This is a genomic window from Methylophaga sp. (assembly GCF_030651745.1).
This window is the reverse complement of the sequence record NZ_JAUSCC010000115.1, coordinates 1-21044: the sequence shown is the minus strand read 5'-3', so window position 1 is coordinate 21044 and position 21044 is coordinate 1. Positions and strand designations below refer to the sequence as shown.

The window sequence follows — 21044 nt, the reverse complement described above, 5'->3', positions numbered from 1 at the left end:
AGCCGAATAAGCGTTTTAAGTAATCAGCCCTAGCTTAGCATTGATTGTTCGTTCCAGGCTTAGGGCTAAACAGCATGATCAATAAAAAAAACTCACTCAGACAACATATGAATGTCAGCCCCTTCTAGACGCGCCCTGTTGAATAAGGCTTGGGCTTCCACAGTATCTAACCGGACGCCAAAGGCGGCATATGGAAAATCCATTAATGGAGCACGATTTTCGTTAAAAAAAGGCCATTGTTTATTTTTACGATAAAAGGTTTCGACAAAGCTGGTTAGGGCGATGACCCCTTGTTGGCCATTATTAAGATTTACAATCCACGGGCCTCCAGAATCACCGCGTGTTGGCATGGGTAAATCGAATTGATAGCGCTCATTTTGTACCCGGCTCACCGCTAACAGTGCTGAGCTTGAACTTACCATCGCGTGTTTGGCTAAAAACTGTGCACGAAATTGCAGGTGTAACAGGGGATCAAGCTGTTCGTAAAATTCAGGTACAAACTGATAAAAGTCTTCTTCAGCTGACAGTAACGGTTTGACTGCACAACGTGGGTTATCAATCTTGCGATCGTCAATACCGCGTCCATAGCCACATACTAATGCCTGTGATGCATTAAGTGAACTGAGCACCGGGATCGCTTCAATGCCTTCTGGTGCATCGCCATCAAATATTAAAACGGCCAGATCGGCAGCGAGGTTGTTTTCAACTTCGTTAAATCGATTGTAAAGTGCTGCACGGATGGCGGGTACGGGGCGACCTAAAAAGATTTTGACCACGGGAGTTCGGGTGATGGGGTGTATTTTTGAATCACGTAAACAATGGGAAACGGTTAAAACGGTAAGCGGATGAGTGCCCACCACCACCGAGCTGCATTCATCCTGCTCAGTCACCTGAGTATTGGTGCCGCCATACCATTTGAGTTGCTCGATATGAATTTGGCCGGTGGAAACCTGCTCAATAGGCATTGGTTCGCCGTGGATAACGGCATGAACCGGCATCATGATAGTGCAGCCAAACAGTACTGACAGTAAACGCCACATTCAAACCACCTCCCTGAGACCAGAAAGTTGGAGTTTAAACAGTTAAAAACTAGGCATTTTTGTATGCAAAAAGTTCAAGTAATTGTATGAGTTTAATACGATGCAGTAGGGCGTGTAAGTTTTAATAAAGCAGTAGATTGGCTATGCCGATAAAATCACCCCATTACAACTGGATTTTGTTGAGAATGGGGTGTGTTGCCTGACTCTGACGTCGTAAGAAGTTGTCAGGAGCAATGATGAAGTGGTTTATCAATTAAGGTGAGCAATCACCAATGCGTTCGCCTTGATAGTCAGTCTTCATTGTCATTGGGCCGAGCGGGGTATTCATATCGCTGCTCATTTTGCCCTTTAGACTATTTCCATGGAAGGTGGCATAGCCTTTAAACAAAGTGGTGATGCCTTCCATATTGCAAGAGGCGGCATAATCAACCCGGTCGCGTTTGATATCGGCCTGTGTCACATTACAGCTTTTAGGAATATTCAGTACATCTATCCCTTGATCCAGTTTGGCCTGTGTCAGGCACTCCTGATTACTATTTTTCTGTGGGGGCATATTCATTGGCCCTTCAATAGAGGTGTTGCTGGTGTATGCCCACAGCCCAGGTTGCAGATTCGGCGTTTCTGCCAAAGCCTGGGTGCTAAATAACACGACACTTGCAAAAAGCATGGAAGAACGAAGAACATTTAGCATGGTTGAGATTTCCTTAATGTGGTGCAGAGACTGGCTTATGCTGTCAGTGTGATGAAACTTGTCGTCGAGTTCAATAGACAATGGCTTGTTGTGAAAGGTTTTAAAGCTGCAATTAAACGCTGGAAAGAGAGAAAAGTCATTTGAATCAGTTAAGCCTTAACGAAATTATCTGGCAGGTGGTGGCATTAATTCCTGCAGGAAAAGTTACGACCTATGGGCAGATCGCCAAACTTTGTGGTTATCCAAATCATGCGCGCTATGTGGGCGCCACTTTAAAACAGCTTCCAGATGATTCTGAATTGCCCTGGTATCGGGTGGTTAATGCCAAAGGTGAGATTGCTTTTCCAGTGGGTAGTGCTGCCTTTCTAAGACAGAAGTCTTTACTGGAAAAAGAAGCCGTTCAGTTTGAGGGCAATAAAATCAATCTGTCAAAGTACCGTTGGTGATAACACTATTTAATTTATAACTACTGCTTGTTTTGCCATTGTTTAATGGATTGTTCGGCCTGGTTGATTTCAGCCTCAGTCATTTTTTTGATTAAGGCTGTTTTGATATGTTGAAGATCTTCCACACCATTTTGTTCTGCTAAAGACCACCACATATACGCCATTTGATAATCCTGCATTACCGCAAGACCCTGATAATACATATTGCCCAGGTTGCTTTGCGCTTCAGCGTAACCTTGGTTGGCAGCGAGTTGCATCCATTTAATCGATTCAGAGTGATTCTGCTCAACCCCTTGGCCAAGTTTGTACATGATGGCGAGATTAAATTGGGCTGGCGCATAATGATTATCGGCCGCATGACGAAACCATTTGGCTGCTTGCTGATAATCCTGTTCGACACTTTGACCATTGAGATAAAGAAATCCCAGCGTATTTTGCGCGATTGCATTGCCTTTACTGGCGGCGCTTTTGCATTTTTCTAAATATGCTTCTTGAGTCAGTGGTTCGGGTTTGTTCACAGTGCTTTTCCGAATGAGTTCAAAACGGAAGCTATAATAACAGCTCGCAGTTCCGACGGAACAAATCTCAACGACGAACGCTGACTGCCTGCCAGAAGTGGCGAGACCAGTAGGTGTTATCCATATTGGAAATCATCACCCCGTTTGTGGTCGAGGCATGGAGGAATTTATTGTTTTCTATATAAATGCCGACATGACGTCCTTTACGAAAGAACACCAGATCGCCAGATTGTAGCTGTTTCCGGTTAATACGTTCACCAATGCGCATTTGCTGCTCAGTGGTTCGTGGCAGATCCACGCTAAACAACTCCCGGAAAGTGACTTGCACAAAAGCCGAACAATCGATTCCTGAGCGGTTCACTCCACCAATGCGATAAGGTGTGCCTCGCCATGCTTCATGTTGTTGATAAAGCAATAGCATGGCCTGGATTTCATCATAATAAAAAGCTTCAACTGTCGGAGTGGGGAGTTGGGCACGGTCTGGTGCTGAAGTTTGAACAGGCGGGGTGGTACTACAGCCGGTCAGTATGGCCAGTAATGACAACAATAATAAACGCCATTGTGGCGTAATAAAAAATAAGCGATATGTTTCAGTCATTGGATCTATGGTTTTGTTTTCTCAGTTATTCAAACAGATTAAAAACTATAAAGTTCTGCAATTAAACATTATTTTCTTAAAAAATGGCTTTTATTGGGGAAAATATGAAGCTGTGAACCTTTATTCACTGCATGGCTGCCCCTTCTGCCAGAGAAATATATACATATTTTGGTCTGTATCGTTACTATAGTAATAATATTGCCATAAGCTTTCGATAAGTTATTAATTGCTTACAGATTATTTGCTGTCTAAACACAGCATTTTTAATGAATTAATAACGTAATTAAGGTAGGGAAATGACAGATCAACTTTCTGAGTTAGTATTAATAATCCTTATTGCCGGGGCCGCACTGGCGTTGTTTTCAAAAAATAGCCGCTGGCGATTTTCAAGTAATAATCAATGGGATGGTGAAGTTGTTGCACTGACGATTATTACACTGGTTTCAATGGTCAGTATTCCGCTGATTGATGCGACGCTGCCTTGGATAGAATTCGCCGACTTGCCTTATTACGATGAAATGGCATGGGTAGGTATCGTTAGTGGAGGCTTGGGGATCTGGTTGCTCTACAGGGCCGCCCGTGATTATCGTGCACCCGGCAAGCAACAAAAAGTATTCGTTCCCAAAGGTATTTATTGCTACATACGTTACCCTTTTTATACAGCACTGTTAGTTTTAGCTGTAGCGCAATTATTGTTGTCGCAAAATTGGTTGGCCGGTGTAGCAGGGTTATTGACCTTTGCGCTGGTTTATTTTTTAAGAGTTCCTCGCGAAGAGGAAGATGGGCTTGAACAATACGGTGAGCATTATCTTGAGTATATGTCTCGTACAGGTGATATATTGCCGCGCCTTCGTTTAATACATCAGCAGTGAAAACCGTTTTGGAAAACAACCATGCTTAATATTCGACCACTTTCTCGTGAAGCTCTAGCCTCTTTGATGGAGAAGGCTACTGTGATCGAAAAAGACAAAAAAGGTCCGAAAGTGGCAGTGTTGTCAGATGGTCAGTTTTTAAAATATTTTTACCGCAAACGTTTTTTTAACCGCGAACTGCTTGCACCCGCAGCGGTTAAATTTGCACGTAATGCCTATCAATTAGAACAGCTCGACATTCCAACTTTGAAGGTGAAGTCGTTACATCGCATCGTCGGTGAGGCGCATACCGTCGCTATCTACTCTCCGTTACCCGGTCGTACCTTGCGAGATATCGTTAACTCCAACGAAGCCGATGCTAATTTGATGTACCGCTTAGGTGTTTTTCTGGCGAGAGTACAGCGACGCGGTATTTATTTTCGTTCAATACATCCGGGCAACATTATTGTTAACGGAATGGAATTTGGACTTATCGATATTCTGGATATGCGTTTTCATTCCTGGTCTTTAAGCCGTTGGGCGAGACGTCGCAACTGGCGGCATTTTTTCCGCTATCCACAAGAATGGACCAATCACGGTGATTTGATTGAGGCGCTTATCAGAGGCTATCGTCATTCTGCTGATTTGCCACTGCGTGAATTGAGCTGGATTGAGCGTGTTATCGGTAAAGTGATGTCCACCTAGTTTCCGAAAGGATTTACCTGGGGTTCAACTTCTCAGTCAGATTGGGCATTTTTGCGTAAAATGCCCGCACATGACGACAAATAAAGCTTCCAACGAATACGATGTAATCATTATCGGCGCCGGTGCGGCAGGATTGATGTGTGCCATTGCTGCCGGTCAACGAGGCAGACGCGTGCTGGTACTCGATCATGCAAATAAGGTGGGTAAAAAGATCCTGATGTCCGGTGGTGGGCGCTGTAACTTCACCAATATGTACAGCGGTCCGGAAAACTTTATTTGCAGTAATCCGCATTTCGTCAAATCAGCCCTTAGCCGTTACACCCCCTGGCACTTCATTGAACTGGTTGAAAAACATCAGATCGCGTATCACGAAAAAAAGCTGGGCCAATTATTTTGTGATGAATCTTCAAAAGATATCCTGCAAATGTTGCTAGCCGAGTGTGAAGCGGCAGCTGTTACCATCCAGACTGATACTCCGGTTCAAGTGGTCGAAACCGGCAGTCAAAAAATACTGGAAACGGCACAGGGTAAATTGCAATGCGAGTCCCTGGTGATTGCTACCGGTGGCTTGTCGATCCCGAAAATGGGCGCGACAGGGTTTGGTTTTGAGTTGGCCCGAAGACTCAATATTCCAGTATTACCGACACGAGCGGGATTAGTCCCTGTGGTACTGGATGATCACAAACTCAAACCGCTGGCAGAGTTAAGTGGTATTTCGCTGGACACGATCACAGAAACAAACACCTGTTCGTTTCACGAGAATATTCTGTTTACCCATCGCGGTTTAAGTGGCCCGGCAATATTGCAGGCATCCAGTTATTGGCAGCCAGGTGAATCGCTGCAGATTGATATGTTTCCTGGAATTGATTTAACCGCGTATTTAAACGAAATGCGTCGGGAAAAATCCAAAACAGCCCTTAAAACTATTCTCGCTGAAAAACTTACCCGGCGGGTTGCCCAGCTTTGGTGTGAGCAGTGGATTGAAGATAAGCCGGTAGGCCAGCTTTCGGATACCGATATTGAACAGATTATTAAGCATTGCCAACCCTGGACGGTAAAGCCCTCCGGTACCGAAGGATATCGAACCGCCGAAGTGACTCTGGGTGGTATTGATACCGATGCGTTATCTTCGAAAACCATGGAATGCAAGGATCATCCGGGACTGTATTTCATTGGCGAAGTAGTGGATGTCACCGGGCATTTGGGAGGTCACAATTTCCAGTGGGCATGGGCTTCCGGTCAGGCTGCCGGGCAGTTTGTTTAATGGCAGTACGAAACAAGCTATAACGCTAGATCGTGAAATTCTAATGCCACTTGATAATTATGGTTCAGTTAGCAGTTCAGTTTGCTGCTAGACCGTTTTGGCAACCCCACCATGAACGGTTGAAAGTGTCTGTTATTCAGCCATATCAAACTGTCTCACGTATTCCGCTTCCAGTTTAGCGTGGGTAGACCAAAATGGCGGTGGAGTACGACTTTCAAGCTGCGCCAGCAGGATTTCCAGGTGCGTATGCCAACCGCCAGCTACAGAGAGTTTCTGATCTGCTTGAGTCAGACGTGAATGGGTAATCTGTAACTGAACTTTTTCACCTTTCTCAGCTAATTGAAAGCAGACTTCTGAAAGTTCATTTTCACCCATCGGCCAGGTGTAGCTCAGTAAAAATGGTGGGTCACAGGCTGTAATAGTGCCTTTTATCACATGCTCTTCCCCATAATCGGCATATTTTTCGGGTGGCAGATCTTCGTGAGGAGTCAACGAATTATTATGAAATATCAATGTGACATTGCCATCGATCTCCAATTCCATGGGACCGGCAGCCAGCCACTGTTTGCGTAAATCTGCTTCAGTCAAATAACGCCAGACGCGCTCAATGGGCCCGGGTAATGTGCGTTCAATATGTAAGGTATCAGGGGCAATTAATTTACCATAACCGTTGGGCATGATATTTACTCCTCAATAAGGTTATTCATTCGTATCTGGCGTATTAAGCAATTGCTCCAGCGTATCGAGCTGCTGATTCCAAAAGCGCTGGTAATGTTGTATCCATTCAAGCCCACCATGCATCGGCGCTGCATTCAGTTCGCAGATATGACTCCTGCCTTGAACTTTGCGATTAATCAATCCTGCCAGTTCCAATACCCGAATATGTTTGGAAGCCGCTGCCAGAGACATATCAAAAGGCTCAGCCAGCTCTCCAACGGATAAACTTTGCTTAGTCAATGCCTGCAACATCGAGCGCCGTGTAGGGTCAGCCAGAGCATGAAATAGATCATCTAATTTTGTCGCGCTATATTCAACCATAAGGTTTAATATCCTCTTATCAATAATGATTGTCAACCATTTGGTTTAATAATAATGTAAGTCACTGTTATGGATGAAAATTTAAATGGTTTATTCAACAAATAAAACTTGCGGCTGAAATGGAAATGTGAAATATTTCACAAAAAAGTTTTATGGATGTGCTTGATGCCTATTGAACTTTTCCTGTCAGTAGTCATTTGAGCCAATCATGGCTCTCATGCTGCAGTATGCCTTCAACAGCCAGCTTTCAATGCACGGCTTTTCCTTAATGCCCCATATTCCAGTTTATTGTCTGCCTGAACAATGCATGTCGTATTTTTTTCAATCCTTTGAAAAGGAGTTCTAACGATGAACCCGAGAAAACTTTGCTTGATTCTGATGCTGTCAGGTATTGCGTTCCTGCTTTTATCAGTAGTGTGGTTTTTTGCTGCTTATGCATCCGCATTGGATACGATGAGCCGCTATGGGAATAAGGATGTCACCATGCAAATGATGGCGTGCATATATTCCACTCCACCAATTTGTCAGGGAGCGTCATTTTTAAGTGAGGGGCCATCTTATAGTCCGATGGTTTTCTGGTTAGGGATCCTTTTGTTAGTGGCTGGTGTGATTGTGTTTTTTGCCCAGAACAAACAGATAAAACAGATGCAGTCTTTGGATGGTGAGACGGGTGAAACCATTACCGATAACAGACTTTTGGGCTTCATCGCTAACGAAAAATATACTCACTACACATACATACTTTTTCTTATAGGTGCTGGCGGGGGATTGTTATTTCCCCCTCTGGCTATAGCGGCGTTGCTGGGATTTATGCTGGCGATACTGGGCTATTTTCTCTATCCACAACAGCTGAATGATCTGGATAAAAATCACCTTGCCATGCTCAGTGTGGTGTATCTCGTCTTAACCTTGATTATTTTTCTGAGCATTGGCAGTGCGTTGTTTATCCTGGTTGCACTGTTGCAACTCGTTTTGTATTACATAGGCTTTAACAGCTATCGACATGGTCGAGTTATCAATGCCAATAACATTAAAGAGGAAGCCATACTGGCATTTAAACCGATCATGGATCGCTTTTCTCATGGTGAAAAGAACTGATTTGCTAATCATCAACTGTTCATTATCGGAGGTAGATTTATGGAAATCTTAAAAAACTTATTTCAATCAATTAAGCCAGCAACTTCATCAACTGTGCTCCCATTTCTGTTGGCGATAACACTTACGGCCTGTGGATCTGATTTTCAGGAAGGGACCTATGTTGACTCCCGATTTGGCACCGGATATGAGTTTAATGATGATGGCGAGGGGAAATTGATTGGTGGCGTACCGGGCTCGTATAGCTTTACTTATAAGGTAAGCAGCGATGAAGTAGTTACTTCCGGAGATATCAACCTCACATTCAAACGTATTGATGACAAAACATTACAACGTCCGGATGGAACGCTACTTACATTAACCGAATAAGTAAACTTATTGGCAATAATGTAGTGATATCTGACTGATAGCTTAAATATCATTAACCTGATTGTTGTTGATGAATTTCTGAAGCTTAACGGAAGAGTTAACTTTTCTTCTAATTCGGCGCCAGCCAAGAATTGTCCCGCTAATACAAATGATCAGCCCGCCAATACTGAAGAGGATGATTAGACTTTCACGTAATAGTGGGCGATCCAGTAAAGGTTGCCAGTCCCAGCTATGCAATAGATTAAATAACCAGCGTGCTATGCGGCGGTTTTGATCGATGCTTTCAATGACCACCCCATTATTTGGATCAATGTGAATCCACGTTTTAGCATGATCATCAAACTTGGCGCGTAAAATTGGTAACGGTCTTTCTCTTGCGCCGTACATGCTTTGTTGTTCTCGGGCAAAATAGTAAAAATCATAATCCTTCACCCATTCAAGCTGAAATTTTTGCGTGTCAGACATACTCTGAACTGCGTGTTTTAATGCCATAAATGGAACAATCTGTAGTACAAGCGCAGTTGATGATAGGGCTTGTACTCGACTTTGCCCGTGTTCATCGTAAGCCGTTACCCAATCTTTACCAGCAACTTTATTCCAGACCAGCTCACGAGGCTGAATACCTGCCTGCTGGAAATTTTGGATAAGCTCTGCCGTAGTAGTATTTGTATTGAAGTTATTGAGTGCTTCTCCCTTAAAGCTCTGAATATCAATCTCCGATTTATTGGCCAACAAGTTCCAGGGATTCATAGACATTAAACCACTGAAAATCCATGCAATTAACAGAAACCCAAACAACATGCCACCAAGATGATGCCAGCGCATATTGCCGTGGGAATAGGGTGAATGCGAACCACTGCGATAGGTTCTGTTAAAGCGCCAGCGTTTGATGCCAATAAACTGACCTAGAACAGCCATCGCTGTAGCCCCCAGCGAAAGATAAATTATCAGCTTGCTCCACCAGCTTAGATTGCGAAATGGATAAAGCCAGTGCAACCAGGCACCAAGCCAACCCCATGAACGCTCCTGAAAGGTTGCATCACGGATGACTCTGCCGGAATGCGAAGAAATATACAGAATGCGACCGGCATCATCACTCAGTCGAATTTTATGTAAAGGTCGTTCAGGATCAAGATCGCGAGATAAAGTCCAGCTATCGTGCTCTATTCGCCCGATATATTCGGGTTTAGCAGCAGGATAAAAGGCTTGGGCAGATGCCAAAGCCTGATCCTGATTTGTGGTGTCAATTTTTTGTCCAGTGATGGCATCAATGGCAATCACGGCCTGCTCAGGAAAGCGTAATAAATAATGAGGTTTGCCAGCAATTGAACTGAGTTTAACTTCGGTCGGTGGCTTTGCTTGGCCGCTCGTTATAATTGCCTGATTAACATCAATATAATCTGCCTCGACTGCTAAAACAGGCAAGCTTTGTAAATGTTCTGCGTGAGTCAGTTTGGGGTAGCCAACAAATAGCATGACCATGCCCGATATAAACCATAAGCTCATAAACAGGCATAGACCAATCCCAAGCCAACGATGCCACAGAAACAACTGTCTCATCAGTATTTCAGATCCAATGATAATTCGACGCTGCGTGGTTCGCCGACGTAATACTGCACATTGGATTGGTGAATGAACGTGGCGTAGAGCTTATCGGAAAGGTTACGTCCACGCAGGGTGACACCGAGATTTTCATTTACGTTGTAACGAACAAAAGCGTCGTACAGGATATAGGAGGGGATGCTGCGAGTATTCGCGTAGTTTTGATACACCGAAGAAACATAACGAGCGCCGATACCCGTTTCCCATGCATTATCAGGTTCATAGATAAACCATAAATTTGCCAGGCGATCCGGAATGTTATGGGGCCGTTTGCCATCATAATTGCCGGAGGCATCGGAGAACTTATCCAGTTTTGCTCTGACAAACGCCACGTTTGCCTCAGTTCTTAACTCAGGCGTGATTTGAAATGAGGTGGCCAGCTCGAGCCCTAACGAGGATTGTTGTCCTGCTTGTACCGTTTGATTTGCAACAGTGGGCGAAGCAACGGATATATCTTTACGAACGATATGATAGGCCGCGATGGTGGCGCTGCCGCGTCCACCCAGATAATTAAATTTGCTGCCCACTTCGATTTGACGACCTTTGCTGATATCAAAATCCTGTACTTGCGATTCTGCTGCGCTGGTCAGTGTGCCGCCTGGTGGTTCGGCTGAAGTACTGTATTGCGTATATACACTTACATCGTCTGTGACATCAAATACCAAACCCAAGCGGCCGGTGACAGTATCCCAGTTGCGAGTAATATCACTTGCTCCTGGGGATGGTGTTAGACGAAAGTTGATATGGTCAAAGCGTAAAGCAGAAACCAGCGCCAGACGATCGCTTAATTCCTGTCTATTTTCGGAAAATACCGCGAAGGTTTTGACTTTATTGCTACGACCCCTTTGCAAGGCCCCCATGCCGGGGATATCGTAAAAATTTCCGGGAACGAAGTTATCAGGATCCACAGTGTCAAACACGTCTCTGACCGAGGTCGGATAAATTGTTTGCTGATTGATGCTGTAGTCGGCACCAAATGCCCAGTCACTTTTACGATCAAACAATTCACTCTGATGAGTTAATTCAATACGATTGCCGTTCATTTCCTGATTATGGCGTTGCTGATAGCCGGCAGAACGTTCAATTGCTGAGTTTGTGTTATCGGTGTAGGCGTATTTTTCCAGATTACGGTAATCACGTTGACCATCATAATGATAGAAGGTGTTACGTAATGCCGTTTTATCATTGAACTGATAGTCGGTGACGGAGCGTAACCAGGCTACACGCTGCTCGTAACGACCATCATCTACGTTGTAGTTTCTGAAGCGGGTGCTTTTATTGATTTTCAGCGTGCCAGTTTGAGGATTTAATACTGGTGAACCCCAGTAGGTGCTGTCTTCTTTTTCTTCCAGATATTCCAGTGCCAAGGTATGCGATAGCTTGTCGCTAAGGTCGGTGAGCCATGAAAAAGCCATGTTGTCGGCGCGGTTTTCCTGACGATCAATATAACCATTGGTACTGGTGTGACTGTAATCCAGACGGATCCAGTTGCTGTCATTCAACGCTTTGTTAAAACCAATGGCAGATTCAGTGCTGTCATAACGACCATAACTCAGGCGACCAGTGATTTCTTGATCCGTACGTTCAGCTACTTTGGTGACATAGTTGACGCTACCACCGACAGAGCTGGTGCCATATAAGAAAGAAGAAGGCCCACCGATTAATTCAACGCGATCATATATCCAGGCACCAATGGGACGGTTGGAAGAACTATAAGCCAAACTGATACCGTTATATAACTGGTTTACCTGTGATCCGTTAAAGCCACGATAAGATACATTGCCGCCCCAACCTGGTGGCGCAGTGGCATTAACTCCCGGCAGCACATTGACAGCATCCTGAAAATCACGAGCCCCAATCTGCTCCATCAATTGACGATCAGCAATAGCAACCGATGCTGGGTTTTCACGGGCAGATAAACCCAGGCGTGATCCCACCTCTGTTGGGGTATCAAGATCGATAACAGCGCGATGGTTTTTATCTGCCGTGACAACCAAAGCATCTAAGGATTGGGGGGTATCATTAATTGTTTCGGCGAAAGCCGGTGAACTCATACCTGTAAACAACATAGAGATGTAGACGATTTTTCTGGACATTGGCAAAGCTCCGCAAAATTAAGCGAAGCATGTTACCGAGGAAATTATGGGCAAAAATCGGTGATTTGCGCTAAGAATATGGCAAATGACTCAATTTTCACCAAGAGTAAGGTCTGGTTGTTGAACAGGCTAAACTGAGCATATTTCCTTCGGGCAAATTAATGGCTGGAGGTGTTAATTAATAAACTGGTTTCAAATTTTTGCACCCGCCAGACAAAGAAAATACCGGTGAGCATGACTGCTGCCGCCATCCATAATGACGAGAGATAGTTGCCTGTCAAAGTGGAGAGATATCCTGCGAGGGCCGGTGCAATAAGTTGGGCTATGCCGTAACTTATTGTCAGTTTTGCCATCGCTTTGGCAGGATTGTGGGGAAATTTATGCCCAACGTAGACCAGCATCAGACTGACAATACCGGCAAAGGTGGCGCCAAATAATAATGCCCCAATCACATTCAATAACAGCGATTCGCTGAAAAGTGGGATCAGGATTGAAAGCAATATCATTGAATAAGCTGTGATGATGGCTCGAGTCTCACCAATGCGATCTGCCACTTTGTCCCAGATGATGCAGGATGGAACCGCCGCGATCCCCAACATTACCCAGATTAAGCTGCCTTTGCCGGTTAAACTCGGCATGTCTTCCAATATCGCCACAATAAACGTTGCACTGATCACATAACCCACCCCGGCACAGGCATAAGCGGCGATCATTAATCTCATCCATTTAGTGTTGGGGGCTGTAAAATCTGCTGCTGCAGTGTGTTGCGAGGCAGGGGCAGGCATCAGAAACCAGGCGGGCAAAAAAAACAAAATACCGAATAGCCCCATAATCACCCATTGCTCAGCCCAGTTGTAATAAGGCGTTATCAACACAATAACGATACCGGGGATCGCTATGCCCAAACCCAGTCCGGAAAAATGAATTCCCAAAGCAGATTTAAAGCCATTCTGTTTCAGCCAACCCATGACAAAGCCAGCAGCAAGAATAATCCCTGCTGTGCTGGAAAGACCGCCGATAAACCGCAGGATGCTCCATAAAACAATGTCTGTGGTGACGGCCATTAACAGCGTGCTAAGCACAGCCAGCACAAGATTGATCCGGTAAAACAGAAATTTGGTTTTCAGGCTGGTTAAGAACGAAATCAGCACAACACCACTCAGATACCCAATGTAATTAAAGGTTGCTAACCAACCGCCAGTGAGTTTATCCAGAGAGGTTTCATTGAGCATAACGGGTAAAAACGGTGTGTAAGCAAACCGGGCAATGCCCACCGTCAGGATTAATGCACAAATACCTGCCAATATCACCTGATAGCGTGGAGAGAGTTGAAACCAGTTTGTGCTCATAAACAGAATCTGACCTGAGTGGAAAAGCCGCCCTATGTTTTACCACAAGTTTTCCCAAGCTGCGTTATTGTGAAAAATGTATCTCAGAATATAGTGTGTTTTCTGGCGAAGGATTGCCATTCGCTTAGTTAATCCCCACTTAATCACACTAAGTTAGTCTTTAATGCAACCGTCTACCGGAGTTATCCATGAAGAAAATTATCGTCCCTGTTTTGTTACTTTTTATCGGCCTGGGCAGTTATTGGGCGATAGCCGAACAGCAGGAACCGGAAGTTATTACTTATATCAAAGAACAGGGCGTTACCATCATCGACACTTTTGAAACGTCTGCCGGTTTGACGGGCTATGCTGCCAGTATTCAAGGTCAACCGATGAGCATTTATCTGACGAAAGACAAACAGTATGCGCTGATTGGTAATCTGATAAATGCACAAGGCGATGATTTGGGCGAAGCGGCTCTGTATGAACTGGTCAGTGCTCCCCAGAACGAAAAAGTCTGGCAAATACTGGAGCAGGCAAAATGGATTCAGGATGGTCCACCAAACGCAAAACAGATTATTTACACCTTTACCGATCCATATTGTCCGTATTGCCAACGCTTACGTGAAACGGCAGAGCCTTATATTGCATCTGGTGACGTACAGTTTCGCCATATCGTAGTGGGGATTTTGCAGGAAGACAGCATCCAAAAAGCCGCATCAATTCTGGCAGCTGATTCGCCGGAAGCAGCCTTGCAGCAACATATCCAACATTCCGGGAATGCAGCTACAAACTCAGATGAAACCGCCTCAGCCGAGGGACGATTGCTGGTAGAAGAAAATAATCTGCTGATGGAACAACTCGGCCTGATGGCGACCCCAACCAGTGTCTATAAAGATGAAAACGGTCATGTACGACTGGTGGAAGGCATGCCAATGCGTGACGATATCAGCAAGATGTTTGGAAAATGATGTCAATTAACATCGGCCCCTTTGCCATACCACTTGAGCCTTTGCTGTTATTTGGCAGCGGTTTGTTTGGCATATTGGTGGCATCTTTTCTAGCCAGAAAAAAAGAAGGTTCGGTAACCGATCCGTTGTTGATGATGCTGTTATTCGGGTTGGTGATTGGGCGTATCGTGTTTGTCATCCGCTTTGCTGATCAATATGACTCTTTCTGGCGGATGCTGGATTTTCGGGATCGTGGCGTGGATTGGGTTTCCGGCATGATTGCGATGGTGCTGTTTCTGCTTTGGCAAATCAAGCGTCTGCCGCAACAACGTATTGCTTTGTTTGGCGGAGCCTTATCCATTCTGCTGTTCTTTTCAGTGACCTCGTTCATGCTGAATGCGGGCCGTGAACCAACCTTAATACCGGATGTAAGCCTCGAACGACTTGATGGGGAGCAGGTTTCGTTAAATCAATTTGCGGGAGAGAACGTCACAGTAGTGAATTTATGGGCAAGCTGGTGTCCACCCTGTCAACGTGAAATGCCTGCTTTTGAGAAGTCACAACAACAGTATGCCGATATCCGCTTTGTGATGCTTAATCAGCAGGAGTCAGCAGAAACAATTGAGCAATTTCTGACTGACAACAAACTGACCTTTGATCATGTTCTTCTGGATAAAACGGGCAAAGTTGCTGACATATTCAATGCATACGGTCTGCCCGTTACATTATTTTTTGATCAGCAGGGCATGCTGGTGGAAAGTCATATGGGAGAAGTCTCTGCGGCTTCGTTAAGCGCTACCTTACAAAGGCTTTCAATGTAATCCACACGTCATGTTAACCCTGTGTAATTTACCCTTTGAAAGGAGTTTTTATGGATCTGCAGCTTGATAACAAAACCGCTTTCATCAGCGGCAGTACCGCAGGTATTGGTTACGCCATTGCCAAGGCACTGGCCGAAGAAGGGGCTAATGTGATCGTCAATGGTCGCTCTGAGGCGTCGGTACAACAAGCTATTGAATCATTAACATCCACAGCGAAAGGCGAAGTGACTGGTTTTGCCGGTGATCTATCTCTGGCAGCTGAAGCTGAAAAATTAACTCAGCAGTATCCCAAGGTAGATATCCTGATTAACAATCTGGGTATCTTTGAGCCAGTAGCATTTGAAGATATTCCTGATGAAGACTGGCTGCGCTTTTTTGAGGTAAATGTACTTAGCGGCGTACGTTTGACGCGGGCCTATCTGCCAGCAATGAAACAACAAAACTGGGGAAGGGTGATATTTATCTCCAGTGAAAGCGGGGTGCAGATCCCGCAAGAGATGATTCATTACGGCATGACTAAAGCGGCTCAGATTGCCATCGCCCGTGGTCTGGCAGAGCAGGTTGCTGGCACCGATATTACGGTTAATTCAGTATTACCGGGGCCGACCAGTTCACGAGGTGTTGAAACCTTTGTTACCGATCTGGCAGCCAAAGAAGGACAGAGTATCGAAGCCTTTGAAAAAGACTTTTTTGAACACGTCCGACCGACTTCATTGATTAAGCGTTTTGCCACCACCGAAGAGGTCGCCTCAATGGTGTGCTATCTATCAAGTCCATTAGCTTCGGCCACCACGGGGGCCGCTGTGCGCGTTGACGGTGGAGTAATTAAAAGCGCTTTTTAAGCATTTATCCGATTACTAACATTATCAAAACAAGATCCAGAGATATTTTTGAGTTTTATTTTTAACAAGAGACACCTTATGACAGCTTTGTTTACTGAGTTTTCACTGAAAGATGTGACGTTACGCAACCGCATTGCGGTACCACCGATGTGCCAATACAGCGCTAATGATGGACACACCAAAGATTGGCATCTGGCACATTACACGCAATTAGCCCGTGGCGGCGCGGGTCTGGTGATTGTTGAAGCCACGGCAGTCAGTCCAGAGGGCAGAATAACGCCAGGATGTACTGGAATATGGAACGATGCCCAAGCTGAAGGTATGGCAAAAATTGCTTCAGCCATTAAAAAAGCGGGTGCCTGTCCGGGTATTCAGATTGCTCATGCGGGACGTAAAGCCAGCGCTAATCGTCCATGGGAAGGTGATGATCATTTAGCTGAAAATGATTCACAAGGCTGGCAAACCATAGCGCCTTCTGCTGTGGCATTTGGTGCCAATTTACCCAAAGTCCCCAAAGCAATGACTCTGGACGATATTGAACGGGTTAAGGCGGACTTCGTAGCTGCAGCCAAACGCGCTAAAGCCGCAGGATTTGAATGGTTGGAACTGCATTTTGCTCATGGTTATCTGGCACAGAGTTTTTTCTCAATACATTCCAATCAACGTGATGATCAATATGGTGGAGATTTGGCCGGTCGCAGCCGATTCTTATTGGAAACATTACAGGCGGTGCGTGAAGTCTGGCCAGAAAATCTGCCATTAGTTGCCCGTTTTGGTGTCATTGAATATGATGGCCGTGATGAAGAAACCTTGAGTGAATCGATCCATCTGACCCGCCAATTTAAACAATCAGGTCTGGATTTACTCAGTGTCAGTATTGGGTTTTCTACCCCTGATGCAAATATTCCCTGGGGACCGGCATTATTGGCACCGATTACCGAACGTGTGCGTCGTGAAGCTGAAATCCCAGTCGCTTCAGCCTGGGGTATTGATGAACCTAACACGGTGAACCAGGTTATTACTGATCAACAAATGGATCTTGTTATGGTGGGGCGTGCTCATTTGGCTAATCCTCATTGGCCATACCATGCGGCTAAAACATTAAAGATTGCTGATCCTGCCTGGGTGTTACCCGCACCTTATGCGCATTGGCTGTCGCGTTACCATGCTCCAGATAGCTGAAAATTAAACAGTAGCTGACAGACAATGATCACCAAAATAGGCAATACTCAAATCCAGCCTCACCATAAAGGCAGTTGCCATTGTGGTGAGGTTGAGTTTGTTGTGCATTTACCAAAAGGGATTGAAGATCCCCGGCGTTGTGATTGTTCCATGTGTCGGAGAAAGGGTGCCATCGCAGCTTATGTTCCGCTTTCTGGCCTGAAAATCACCAAAGGAGCCGATAAGCTTACTCTCTATCAGTTCAATACCATGACGGCAAAGCATTATTTTTGTTCAATCTGCGGGATTTATACCCATCACCAGACCCGAGCAAACCCTGATTTATTTGGCTTTAATCTCGCCTGCCTGAAAGGTGTGAATCCTTTCGAGTTGGGGGAGGTCAGAGTCAATGATGGTATCAATCATGTCTCGGATCGAGATAGTTAACGTAAAGCTATATGAAGTATTTTTGCCAAATCAGCTGGCTAAGCGTAATTTGCTGTTTTTCGATTCACTATCCCTCAAAAAATAATCAGGATCTCACTTGCTAAGCTATCGCCATTCATTTCATGCTGGCAATTTTGCCGATGTGCTCAAACATATTGTATTAATTGAGATTTTGCAGCATCTAGGTAAAAAAGAAAAAGCCTTTGACTACATAGACACGCATGCCGGGGCTGGGCTTTATCATCTGGCATCGGCTCATGCCGAGAAACTGCGGGAATATCAAAATGGTATTGCTAAATTAAACCCTGCTGACTGGCCGGAATTGGCTACGTATTTTGCCGTGATTGATGCCGTGAATTCAGGCAAAACGCTGGAGTATTATCCCGGTTCTCCGTTTGTGGCTTTGCATTGTATGCGGCACCAGGATCGGGCCTGGTTGTACGAATTGCATCCGGAAGATGCGGGTCTGTTATTGCAAAATACCCAGAAGGTTAAGCGGGCAAGAGTGATGCGTGAGGATGGGTTAAAAGGCCTGTTATCCTTATTGCCGCCTGTATCACGACGAAGTCTGGTATTGATCGACCCCTCGTATGAAATCAAATCTGATTACGATTTGGTGTTTCAAACCGTTGAAAAAGCCTATGCAAAATTTCCCACTGGTAGTTATGCCATCTGGTATCCGGTGGTGGAGCGCAGTCGAGTCATTCGTCTGGAAAAACAATTTATTAAAAGCGGCATCAAAAATATTCAACGTTTTGAATTGGCTGTCACGGCGGATTCTGAGCAACGGGGTATGACAGCATCAGGCATGATTGTGATCAATCCACCGTGGCAGCTGATGGAGACGATGAATCAGCTATTGCCAAAACTGACCAATACCTTGGCAGTCGATAGCGGTGCTTTTTATAAAGCAGAAGTGCTGGTGGCAGAATAATCCCAGCCCTAGGGGGAAGGATAAAAAACCACAATGAAGTTATTAACAGCATTAATCAAATCATAAAAAATCCCTACGTTTGCTTAGACCTGGACAGGCAGCAGGTCAGTCTTGTCTGCTATGTACTTGCACTGAATTACTGCTACTATCGCCTGAGTTCTTTAATAAGAACGACTAAACCATTACACCGACTTTAATTAATAAGATAACCGAGTGTAATCAAATAATTAGCTGAAGACTTAAAGCAAAGGAGAGAGCGAATGGAACGTTTTTATGCAGCGTGGCAGCCACGTGTATTGAGTATCCTGCGAATCGTGACTGCATTTATGTTTATGCAACACGGTGGACAAAAATTATTTGGGTTTCCGGCACCACAACGTTATGAATTTGATTTGTTTACGCTATCAGGCGTTGCTGGCGTATTGGAAATCGTTGGTGGCTTTTTGATCCTCATCGGCCTCTTTACCCGGCCGGTAGCGTTTATTTTATCGGGACAGATGGCCGTGGCCTATTTTATTGCCCACGCACCACAGGCATTCTGGCCATTGCTGAATAATGGTGAATTAGCCGCGTTATTCAGCTTTATCTTTTTGTATCTGTTTGTTGCTGGCGGTGGTGCCTGGAGTGTAGATAACCTGCGTAACAGTAACCCTTAAAACATTGCAGTAAAGTGAATGTCATTTTCACCCGCATTGGTCAGAAATGGTTGATGCGGGTGACGATAACGGCGATGGAATATCAACCTATCCAATCTGAATGAAATGGCAAATTGTCGTGACGATTCCCACTAACAAAGTGAAGACTTAACGGGTATCCGGGGTTTGTGCCATATGTTGGTATGAATAAAGTTGGCAAGGAGCAGATTAATGAAGCCATATATTTCAATGATTACTCTGGGTGTGAAAGATTTACACCGAGCCGTCAGGTTTTATCAGCAAGGTATGGGGCTTCATACGCAAGGTATTGTTGGTGAGGAATTTGCTCAGGGAACGGTGGCGTTTTTCGATTTACAGCAAGGTTTGAAACTCGCTTTATTCCCGCAACAAAGTCTGGCCGAAGATACCGGATTACCATTATCCGATGGACCAGCAGTGATGAGCCTTGCACACAATGTTCTCAGCGAAACCGATGTGGATGAGGTTATGCAGCAGGCATCAATGGCGGGCGCCAAGATTGTCAAATCCCCACAGAAAACGTTTTGGGGTGGCTATGCTGGCTATTTCCAGGATCCGGATGGGCATCTTTGGGAAATTGTCTGGAACCCGGATTTTTTACCAGAATACGATAAATAAAAAAGGCTACCCGTAGATAGCCTTTTAAATTAAAAACAAATGCAGCGGTTTACATATTCTGGAACAGCGCTAATGCAGCGGCGTACTCTTCGCTATTTTCATCCAGCTCCACCACACTGATACCTGTATCAATACCCAGTTTACGGAAGGACAGAACCTTATCACGGGTATTCGGATCCAGCGCTTTACTGGTATTAAAGTAGCTTTGCAGACTGGCGACTTGCACAACGTCCGTTAAATCCGGGCCGTTCTGGCTGTTACGATTTAAATTGGCATGTTCTGCCGCAACCGTGACGAGGTTTTCCGGGAAGTCCCAACTTTTAAGGATGGCTTCGCCAATTTTGGGATACAGATTTTCAATCAAGGTGTCGAGACGACGAGTATCTTCAAGCAATTCCGGCATATCTGCGGCTTTCATCAGAATTGGCAGCGCACCGATTTCGTGTATCAACCCTGCCAGCATCGCTTCATCGTTGGCAATATTTGGTTGTTTGGAGGCGATGACCTGACTGGCTGCGGCAACTTCGATACTGTGTTGCCATAAATCGCGCATGCGTTTTTCCAGTTTTTTATTGGTAGGACGGAACATTTGTTCCATCACCAGACTGGTGACCAGGTTGCGAACCATCGGAATGCCGAGACGAGAAACGGCAGTCTGTACTGATTCAACTTCAACGCGACCTCGATAGAGTGGGCTGTTGGCCACTTTTATAAGTCGGGCTGATAACGCCGCATCAGTGGTTATGACCTCAGCAAGTTGCGCTGCAGACACATCCGGATTGTTGGCAACCTCACGTACCTTGAGAGCAACCTCAGGCAATGTAGGCAGTACCAGTTTTCCCTTTTGGAGATCATTAATGATCGTCGTGTACAATTGGTCTTGTTGACTCATATTAATCCACTGTAATAAATCAATTTGAAGTGTGAATGATTTTCAGTTATTTTGCTTGGTTTGC

24 protein-coding genes are annotated in these 21044 nt (G+C 45.0%); 14 read left to right on the top strand and 10 right to left on the bottom strand.

All coding sequences use genetic code 11. The features are described 5' to 3' along the window. Positions 1 to 92: 92 nt before the first annotated feature. Both Q7V21_RS13135 and Q7V21_RS13130 read right to left on the bottom strand, forming a co-directional pair. Entirely contained in the window at positions 93 to 1040 is a 948-nt protein-coding gene (locus Q7V21_RS13135; protein WP_304917720.1) for a trypsin-like serine protease, read from the bottom strand. A gap of 253 nt (positions 1041 to 1293) precedes the next feature. Further along, on the bottom strand, positions 1294 to 1731 hold the full coding sequence (locus tag Q7V21_RS13130) for a DUF3617 family protein (protein ID WP_304917719.1): 438 nt from the start codon (positions 1729 to 1731) through the stop codon (positions 1294 to 1296). A gap of 140 nt (positions 1732 to 1871) precedes the next feature. On the opposite strand from Q7V21_RS13130, the gene Q7V21_RS13125 reads away from it, so the two are divergent. Beyond that, on the top strand, positions 1872 to 2177 hold the full coding sequence (locus tag Q7V21_RS13125; protein ID WP_304917718.1) for an MGMT family protein: 306 nt from the start codon (positions 1872 to 1874) through the stop codon (positions 2175 to 2177). Between the two features lie 20 nt (positions 2178 to 2197). Here the strand turns inward: Q7V21_RS13125 and Q7V21_RS13120 are convergent, their stop codons facing one another. Continuing rightward, positions 2198 to 2695: a tetratricopeptide repeat protein gene (locus Q7V21_RS13120; protein WP_304917717.1), complete on the bottom strand. Its 498-nt coding sequence runs from the start codon at positions 2693 to 2695 to the stop codon at positions 2198 to 2200. A 67-nt stretch (positions 2696 to 2762) separates the two neighbouring features. After that, positions 2763 to 3293, bottom strand: coding sequence for an NlpC/P60 family protein (locus Q7V21_RS13115; RefSeq protein ID WP_304917716.1), 531 nt, complete (start codon positions 3291 to 3293; stop codon positions 2763 to 2765). Between the two features lie 296 nt (positions 3294 to 3589). Between Q7V21_RS13115 and Q7V21_RS13110 the strand changes: the two genes are divergently transcribed. The 3 genes from Q7V21_RS13110 to Q7V21_RS13100 all read left to right on the top strand — a co-directional run bounded on the left by Q7V21_RS13110 (position 3590) and on the right by Q7V21_RS13100 (position 6113). Next, positions 3590 to 4165 (top strand): isoprenylcysteine carboxylmethyltransferase family protein, encoded by a 576-nt coding sequence (locus tag Q7V21_RS13110; protein ID WP_304917715.1) that lies wholly within the window; start codon positions 3590 to 3592, stop codon positions 4163 to 4165. Positions 4166 to 4186: 21 nt separating this feature from the next. Further along, positions 4187 to 4849 carry a toluene tolerance protein gene (locus Q7V21_RS13105; RefSeq protein ID WP_304917714.1) on the top strand — a complete coding sequence of 221 codons (663 nt, stop codon included), beginning with the start codon at positions 4187 to 4189 and terminating at the stop codon, positions 4847 to 4849. A 70-nt stretch (positions 4850 to 4919) separates the two neighbouring features. Next, the gene (locus Q7V21_RS13100) at positions 4920 to 6113 is read left to right on the top strand and encodes an NAD(P)/FAD-dependent oxidoreductase (RefSeq protein WP_304917713.1); all 1194 of its coding nucleotides are present in this window, start codon (positions 4920 to 4922) and stop codon (positions 6111 to 6113) included. Between the two features lie 132 nt (positions 6114 to 6245). Here Q7V21_RS13100 and Q7V21_RS13095 read toward each other — a convergent pair whose 3' ends face one another. Together Q7V21_RS13095 and Q7V21_RS13090 are read right to left on the bottom strand one after the other, a co-directional pair. After that, positions 6246 to 6791, bottom strand: a complete 546-nt coding sequence (locus Q7V21_RS13095; protein ID WP_304917712.1) for an SRPBCC family protein — start codon at positions 6789 to 6791, stop codon at positions 6246 to 6248. A 21-nt stretch (positions 6792 to 6812) separates the two neighbouring features. Further along, entirely contained in the window at positions 6813 to 7151 is a 339-nt protein-coding gene (locus tag Q7V21_RS13090) for a helix-turn-helix transcriptional regulator (protein ID WP_304917711.1), read from the bottom strand. Between the two features lie 348 nt (positions 7152 to 7499). On the opposite strand from Q7V21_RS13090, the gene Q7V21_RS13085 reads away from it, so the two are divergent. Next, the gene (locus Q7V21_RS13085) at positions 7500 to 8249 is read left to right on the top strand and encodes a hypothetical protein (protein WP_304917710.1); all 750 of its coding nucleotides are present in this window, start codon (positions 7500 to 7502) and stop codon (positions 8247 to 8249) included. A 39-nt stretch (positions 8250 to 8288) separates the two neighbouring features. Next, positions 8289 to 8615 (top strand): hypothetical protein, encoded by a 327-nt coding sequence (locus tag Q7V21_RS13080; protein ID WP_304917709.1) that lies wholly within the window; start codon positions 8289 to 8291, stop codon positions 8613 to 8615. Positions 8616 to 8657: 42 nt separating this feature from the next. Here the strand turns inward: Q7V21_RS13080 and Q7V21_RS13075 are convergent, their stop codons facing one another. The 3 genes from Q7V21_RS13075 to Q7V21_RS13065 form a co-directional block, all read right to left on the bottom strand. Continuing rightward, positions 8658 to 10175, bottom strand: coding sequence for a PepSY domain-containing protein (locus Q7V21_RS13075; RefSeq protein ID WP_304917708.1), 1518 nt, complete (start codon positions 10173 to 10175; stop codon positions 8658 to 8660). Beyond that, a complete protein-coding gene (locus tag Q7V21_RS13070; protein WP_304917707.1) occupies positions 10175 to 12313 on the bottom strand; it encodes a TonB-dependent siderophore receptor in 2139 nt (712 codons plus the stop codon). Before Q7V21_RS13070 ends, Q7V21_RS13075 begins: the two co-directional genes overlap by 1 nt. Before the next feature lie 158 nt (positions 12314 to 12471). Further along, positions 12472 to 13662, bottom strand: a complete 1191-nt coding sequence (locus Q7V21_RS13065; RefSeq protein WP_304917706.1) for a YbfB/YjiJ family MFS transporter — start codon at positions 13660 to 13662, stop codon at positions 12472 to 12474. Positions 13663 to 13850: 188 nt separating this feature from the next. Here Q7V21_RS13065 and dsbG point away from each other — a divergent pair, with 188 nt between their 5' ends. From dsbG to Q7V21_RS13025, 8 genes are all read left to right on the top strand, one after another. Beyond that, the gene (dsbG, locus tag Q7V21_RS13060; protein WP_304917705.1) at positions 13851 to 14612 is read left to right on the top strand and encodes a thiol:disulfide interchange protein DsbG; all 762 of its coding nucleotides are present in this window, start codon (positions 13851 to 13853) and stop codon (positions 14610 to 14612) included. Beyond that, positions 14609 to 15412 (top strand): TlpA disulfide reductase family protein, encoded by an 804-nt coding sequence (locus Q7V21_RS13055; RefSeq protein ID WP_304917704.1) that lies wholly within the window; start codon positions 14609 to 14611, stop codon positions 15410 to 15412. The genes dsbG and Q7V21_RS13055 overlap by 4 nt, the downstream gene beginning before the upstream one ends. Positions 15413 to 15462: 50 nt before the next feature. Then, a complete protein-coding gene (locus Q7V21_RS13050) occupies positions 15463 to 16254 on the top strand; it encodes an SDR family NAD(P)-dependent oxidoreductase (protein WP_304917703.1) in 792 nt (263 codons plus the stop codon). Between the two features lie 78 nt (positions 16255 to 16332). Next, positions 16333 to 17436, top strand: coding sequence for an NADH:flavin oxidoreductase/NADH oxidase (locus tag Q7V21_RS13045; protein ID WP_304917702.1), 1104 nt, complete (start codon positions 16333 to 16335; stop codon positions 17434 to 17436). Positions 17437 to 17460: 24 nt separating this feature from the next. Next, positions 17461 to 17862 (top strand): GFA family protein, encoded by a 402-nt coding sequence (locus tag Q7V21_RS13040; RefSeq protein ID WP_304917701.1) that lies wholly within the window; start codon positions 17461 to 17463, stop codon positions 17860 to 17862. Between the two features lie 97 nt (positions 17863 to 17959). Beyond that, complete coding sequence (locus tag Q7V21_RS13035; protein ID WP_304917700.1) at positions 17960 to 18796, top strand: 23S rRNA (adenine(2030)-N(6))-methyltransferase RlmJ; 837 nt, start codon at positions 17960 to 17962, stop codon at positions 18794 to 18796. Between the two features lie 260 nt (positions 18797 to 19056). Continuing rightward, positions 19057 to 19452: a DoxX family protein gene (locus tag Q7V21_RS13030; RefSeq protein ID WP_304917699.1), complete on the top strand. Its 396-nt coding sequence runs from the start codon at positions 19057 to 19059 to the stop codon at positions 19450 to 19452. A gap of 210 nt (positions 19453 to 19662) precedes the next feature. Next, positions 19663 to 20088, top strand: coding sequence for a VOC family protein (locus Q7V21_RS13025; protein ID WP_304917698.1), 426 nt, complete (start codon positions 19663 to 19665; stop codon positions 20086 to 20088). A gap of 49 nt (positions 20089 to 20137) precedes the next feature. Here the strand turns inward: Q7V21_RS13025 and Q7V21_RS13020 are convergent, their stop codons facing one another. Next, positions 20138 to 20980 (bottom strand): HDOD domain-containing protein, encoded by an 843-nt coding sequence (locus Q7V21_RS13020; protein WP_304917697.1) that lies wholly within the window; start codon positions 20978 to 20980, stop codon positions 20138 to 20140. Between the last annotated feature and the right edge of the window lie 64 nt (positions 20981 to 21044).

Bases quoted from the DNA above. Each gene is read 5' to 3' on its own strand.
- Q7V21_RS13055 (WP_304917704.1), top strand. From the start codon at position 14,609: ATGATGTCAATTAACATCGGCCCCTTTGCCATACCACTTGAGCCTTTG.
- Q7V21_RS13110 (WP_304917715.1), top strand. From the start codon at position 3,590: ATGACAGATCAACTTTCTGAGTTAGTATTAATAATCCTTATTGCCGGG.
- Q7V21_RS13080 (WP_304917709.1), top strand. From the start codon at position 8,289: ATGGAAATCTTAAAAAACTTATTTCAATCAATTAAGCCAGCAACTTCA.
- Q7V21_RS13085 (WP_304917710.1), top strand. From the start codon at position 7,500: ATGAACCCGAGAAAACTTTGCTTGATTCTGATGCTGTCAGGTATTGCG.
- Q7V21_RS13040 (WP_304917701.1), top strand. From the start codon at position 17,461: ATGATCACCAAAATAGGCAATACTCAAATCCAGCCTCACCATAAAGGC.
- Q7V21_RS13025 (WP_304917698.1), top strand. From the start codon at position 19,663: ATGAAGCCATATATTTCAATGATTACTCTGGGTGTGAAAGATTTACAC.
- Q7V21_RS13050 (WP_304917703.1), top strand. From the start codon at position 15,463: ATGGATCTGCAGCTTGATAACAAAACCGCTTTCATCAGCGGCAGTACC.
- Q7V21_RS13130 (WP_304917719.1), bottom strand. From the start codon at position 1,731: ATGCTAAATGTTCTTCGTTCTTCCATGCTTTTTGCAAGTGTCGTGTTA.
- Q7V21_RS13115 (WP_304917716.1), bottom strand. From the start codon at position 3,293: ATGACTGAAACATATCGCTTATTTTTTATTACGCCACAATGGCGTTTA.
- Q7V21_RS13065 (WP_304917706.1), bottom strand. From the start codon at position 13,662: ATGAGCACAAACTGGTTTCAACTCTCTCCACGCTATCAGGTGATATTG.
- Q7V21_RS13135 (WP_304917720.1), bottom strand. From the start codon at position 1,040: ATGTGGCGTTTACTGTCAGTACTGTTTGGCTGCACTATCATGATGCCG.
- Q7V21_RS13090 (WP_304917711.1), bottom strand. From the start codon at position 7,151: ATGGTTGAATATAGCGCGACAAAATTAGATGATCTATTTCATGCTCTG.
- Q7V21_RS13075 (WP_304917708.1), bottom strand. From the start codon at position 10,175: ATGAGACAGTTGTTTCTGTGGCATCGTTGGCTTGGGATTGGTCTATGC.
- Q7V21_RS13105 (WP_304917714.1), top strand. From the start codon at position 4,187: ATGCTTAATATTCGACCACTTTCTCGTGAAGCTCTAGCCTCTTTGATG.
- dsbG (WP_304917705.1), top strand. From the start codon at position 13,851: ATGAAGAAAATTATCGTCCCTGTTTTGTTACTTTTTATCGGCCTGGGC.
- Q7V21_RS13045 (WP_304917702.1), top strand. From the start codon at position 16,333: ATGACAGCTTTGTTTACTGAGTTTTCACTGAAAGATGTGACGTTACGC.
- Q7V21_RS13070 (WP_304917707.1), bottom strand. From the start codon at position 12,313: ATGTCCAGAAAAATCGTCTACATCTCTATGTTGTTTACAGGTATGAGT.
- Q7V21_RS13020 (WP_304917697.1), bottom strand. From the start codon at position 20,980: ATGAGTCAACAAGACCAATTGTACACGACGATCATTAATGATCTCCAA.
- Q7V21_RS13095 (WP_304917712.1), bottom strand. From the start codon at position 6,791: ATGCCCAACGGTTATGGTAAATTAATTGCCCCTGATACCTTACATATT.
- Q7V21_RS13100 (WP_304917713.1), top strand. From the start codon at position 4,920: ATGACGACAAATAAAGCTTCCAACGAATACGATGTAATCATTATCGGC.
- Q7V21_RS13030 (WP_304917699.1), top strand. From the start codon at position 19,057: ATGGAACGTTTTTATGCAGCGTGGCAGCCACGTGTATTGAGTATCCTG.